We start from the raw sequence: 4,282 nt of genomic DNA, 5'->3' as shown, positions 1-4,282 counted from the left end.
GAAAGTCAATGAAATCAACGATCTACCAACACCACCTCCGCGCCAGTGCTAGCTTTTCGTACCGTCACTTATTGCACTGAAAACGAGGAGACCCCGACGCTGGTAGCAGATTTGGCTTTGTTCAATTGGTCTTTGACTTGCATACTTTTCTCTCAAACGTTTTAGAGCGGGCGGCAGGTTCGGGCCGCCCGTGGTGAAGCAAGAGGCTTAAACGGTTTCGTCCGCGCGAGCCTTGACCAGTGGAAAATCGATGACGGTGCCAGAGGCGTTGTTGACGAAGTTGGTGTAGACCGTGGCCGCCACGTTGGCGATGATTTCCATTACGGCAGCATCGTCATAGCCAGCTTCTTTAACTGCCTGAACGTCGGCTGCACTCACATGGCCTTGCTTCTCCACCATCAGTTTGGAAAATATCAATGCGGCCTGCACCTTGGCGTCATTCGACTGACCGATAAGGTTCACGGCCAACTCTTCCATCGGCAAACCAGTGCCCTTGCCCATCAGGGTGTGAGCGGAGGCGCAGTAGTCGCAATTGTTGACATTGGAGGTGACCAGTGCAATCTGGTGGCGCAGCCCTGCGGAGAGCTTGCCAGTGGCCAGTGCCTCGCCTTGGCCAAAGTAAAACTTCAGCGCGGCGGGGGAATGTGCAATGGTCTTAAACAGGTTGGGCACCATGCCCAGTTTCTTTTGAACGCCTTCGAGCAGGGTTGCAGATGCGGCGGGGGTGTTGGCAGAGGTGGCGGCTTCAATACGGGGCATGAGAATCTCCAGAAGTGTTGTGTGCGGGTTTGCACAGAATCTAATGTCGCGCTTCGGGCGATACTTGCGGGCACTGAAAGTCCAGCTTTCAGCACCATTCGTATCGAAAGCACGCCATGGACCGCCTCTCCCCCCTGTTCGCCCGCTTCTCACTCAGTGCCAATGTGTTCTACAGCGGCGCGCTCTGCGGGGTGGTGGATTTTCCGAATGACCGGGGGATTGGCATGCTGCATGTACTGCGTCGGGGCCAGTTGCGGGTCATCCATGCCAACGGTGAGCGCGTGGAAATCGTGGCGCCGACGCTGCTCTTTTACCGTCAGTCCAGTGTGCACCGTTTTGAAGTGGACGATCCTGCTGGCTGTGATCTGGTCTGCGCGCACATTGAATTTGGGGCCGGCATGGGGCTGCAGATTTTGCGCGGTTTGCCGGAACTGCTCCTTGTGCCCATGGATGACATTGCCGGCGTGCAGCCGACGCTGGAACTGCTGTTTGCCGAGGCCTTCACATCGCGCACCGGGCGCAGTGCGGCCATTGATCGTTTGATTGAATACTTCACCATCCTGCTGTTGCGTCATACCGTGGAGGCCAGTCTGGTCAAGGCGGGCGTATTGGCGGGGCTGGCAGATGAGCGTCTGGCCAGGGCGATAATGGCCATGCATGCACAGCCGGAAGAAGCGTGGACCCTCGAGACACTCGCGGGCGTTGCTGCCATGTCGCGCTCACGTTTTGCCAAGGATTTCCTGGACACCGTGGGAGATACTGCGATGGACTACCTTACCGATTGGCGCATTAGCCTTGCGCAGGGATTGCTCAAGCGCGGCAAGCCACTTAAAGCAGTTGCACCTGCCGTGGGTTATACCAGCGAGACCACCTTTGCCCGAGCGTTTTCGCGCCGCACTGGAGTATCGCCAACGAACTGGGTTGCAAGACTCAAAGTTGGCGGGTAACTTCAATGCACCCCAATGGAACTTCCAACTTCTTTAGTGACTTAACAAGTAGGAAGGCGACCTCGAAAAGCGCATCAAGATATCCCTTCGCTTACTCAGCCCCAATGAATACCAGCTGAGCCTTGGAGTCACGGCATAAACCAGTCCAGGTTTTACTCCGCCCCCCAGAGGATCAGTTTTCGACGGAAATCCACAGGCCATCAACAAAATCAGGCCAATGCCCATTCCAAGTTGCGTTCCAACGGTTAGCTTTGGGCCAAAGCGTCGAGGTAGTGCCGGCGGTATTGGGAGCGGCTGCGAGCACGCTGCACAACTGGATCAAGGCGCAGCTGAGGATGGAGCGTGGCATCTTAAAAGAGCGACGGCCATGCGCAGATCAGTAGGTGCTCTGCCTTACTTTCCCCGGCTGTCTCGCATCCCCGCAGTCCGATTGAACACAAGTTTGCCATCGTCAGCCGCTTTTACATCCACCACGAAATACCCGTGCCGCTCGAACTGAAACCCCACGCTGCCAACCTTCGCGACGGCCAATGACGGCTCCGCGAACGCCGCACATGTCATCAGACTCTCCTTGTTCAATTCCTCCAGCAATTCCCCGCTACCCGGCTGCGCCGTGGCAAACAGCTGTTCATACAGGCGCACCTCGACCGGCACCGCATCGGCTACCGCAACCCAGGTGATGTTGCCCTTCACCTTTACCGCATCCGCACCGGGTGTGCCACTCTTGGTGTTGGGCACCAGCGTTGCTTGCACTTCGACCACCTTGCCGCCGGCGTCACGCGTGGCGCCCGTGCATACGATGGTATGGCCGTATTTCAGACGCACCTTGTTGCCGGGGAACAGGCGGAAAAAGCCCTTGGGTTGCACGTCTTCGTAGTCGGTGCGTTCGATCCACACCTCGCGGCCGATCTTGAAGCTGCGCAGGCCACTTTCGTGGTCGCGCGGGTTCACAGGGGCTGTGCAGTCGTCGAGCAGGGCGTCACTGTCCATCAGCTCGGCCCAGTCGGTGATGACCAGCTTCACCGGGTCGAGAACGACCATGGCGCGCGGGGCGATGGGGTCGAGCGTGTCGCGGAGAGCTGCTTCGAGGCTCGCATAGTCGATCCAGCCGCCGGACTTGGTCACACCGCTGCGTTCGCAGAACAGTTTGAGTGCTTCAGGCGTGTAGCCGCGGCGGCGAAGGCCCGCGAGGGTGGGTATACGCGGGTCGTCCCAGCCGTCGACGTGGCCTTCTTCGACCAATTGGCGCAGCTTGCGCTTGCTGGTGATCACGTGCGTCACGTTGAGCCGCGCGAATTCATACTGGCGCGGATGCGGGCTGGCGATCAAGCCGCCTTCTGCCAACCGGTAGAGCAGCCAGTCGTAGAACGGGCGCTGGTCTTCGAACTCCAGCGTGGCGATCGAATGGGTGATCTGCTCCAGCGCGTCCTCGATCGGATGTGCAAAGGTGTACATCGGGTAAATGCACCACTTATCACCGGTGTTGTGGTGCGTGGCCCGACGGATGCGGTAGAGCGCCGGGTCGCGCATGTTGATGTTAGAGCTGGTCATGTCGATCTTTGCACGCAGGGTGGCGGCACCGTCTTCGAGCTCGCCGTCGCGCATCTGACGGAAGCGCGCCAGGTTTTCGTCGGAGCTGCGGACACGAAACGGGCTGTCAGTTCCGGGCGTGTTGAAGTCGCCGCGCGTGGCACGCATCTGGTCGGGCGTCTGCTCGTCCACGTAGGCGAGCCCGGCGGTGATCAGGTACTCGGCCGCGCGGTACATGAAGTCAAAGTAGTCGCTGGCGAAGTATTCGTGCGGCTGCATGGTGCCAGGCGCGCTGGGGCGGTCGGCCAGGTAGGTTTCGTAGCCGAGCCACTTCACCGCGTCGCGGATGCTATCGACGTATTCCTGCTCTTCCTTCTCGGGATTAGTGTCGTCGAAGCGCAAATGGCATACGCCGCCGTATTCCTTCGCAAGTTCGAAGTTGAGCCAGATGCTCTTGGCATGGCCGATGTGCAGGTAGCCGTTAGGTTCAGGCGGGAAGCGCATGCGGACCTTGGCCGGATCTTGCATGCCTTTCGCATGGTGTTGTGCGTCGCCGGGGCTGCCTCCCCATTTCCGCGCTTCATAGACACCTTGCTCAAGGTCGTTTTCGATGACCTGGCGTAGAAAATTACTTGGCTTAGCGGAATCTTTTTCAGCGAAAGAGGTCATCCGTTCATTTTAGGAGTAACGCCTACGATGCGTGGCGCGGTCCAGCTTTGCAGCGTGGTCTCGTCGCCGAACTTCCAGGCGATGACGCGCCGGCCCACCGGCGGTCAACTCAGCGGGGCGAGCATGCCGCCGGTGCGCTCGGTTGCGAGGCCGACGCAGGTCGGGAAGCCGTCTGGCCGAGCGGAAGGTGACGTTCTGTCTTGGGCACGATCACAAATGTGCTGTCGCCCGCTGTCATCTCAATACCAGTGGTGCTAGGGCACACGTCGGCGAGCTGTAGAACCGCGTGGAATAGACAGCCCACTGACTCCAACAACAGATCGCCAACGAATGGGGTCTCCTCGTTTTCAGTGCAATAAGTGACGGTACGCAAAGCT

The 4,282-nt window shown here is 59.0% G+C and carries 4 protein-coding genes; 1 reads left to right on the top strand and 3 read right to left on the bottom strand.

Annotation, left to right across the window (positions count from 1 at the left end):
- Nucleotides 1-207: 207 nt before the first annotated feature.
- The gene (locus tag ACN4F8_RS21130; protein ID WP_291218306.1) at nt 208-759 is read right to left on the bottom strand and encodes a carboxymuconolactone decarboxylase family protein; all 552 of its coding nucleotides are present in this window, start codon (nt 757-759) and stop codon (nt 208-210) included.
- Nucleotides 760-875: 116 nt separating this feature from the next.
- Here ACN4F8_RS21130 and ACN4F8_RS21125 point away from each other — a divergent pair, with 116 nt between their 5' ends.
- Nucleotides 876-1,706, top strand: a complete 831-nt coding sequence (locus ACN4F8_RS21125) for an AraC family transcriptional regulator (protein WP_291218304.1) — start codon at nt 876-878, stop codon at nt 1,704-1,706.
- 393 nt (nt 1,707-2,099) lie between these two features.
- On the opposite strand, the gene glnS is transcribed toward ACN4F8_RS21125, so the two are convergent.
- Nucleotides 2,100-3,905: a glutamine--tRNA ligase gene (glnS, locus tag ACN4F8_RS21120; protein WP_291218302.1), complete on the bottom strand. Its 1,806-nt coding sequence runs from the start codon at nt 3,903-3,905 to the stop codon at nt 2,100-2,102.
- Nucleotides 3,906-4,014: 109 nt separating this feature from the next.
- The coding region (locus ACN4F8_RS21115; protein WP_419475378.1) for a hypothetical protein at nt 4,015-4,282 on the bottom strand (268 nt) is incomplete at its 5' end.

This window comes from Hydrogenophaga sp. (assembly GCF_048549895.1).
In the GTDB taxonomy this organism is placed as follows: Bacteria; Pseudomonadota; Gammaproteobacteria; order Burkholderiales; family Burkholderiaceae_C; genus Hydrogenophaga.
The sequence above is the reverse complement of the archived record's forward strand: the minus strand, read 5'-3'. Positions and strand labels throughout refer to the sequence as shown.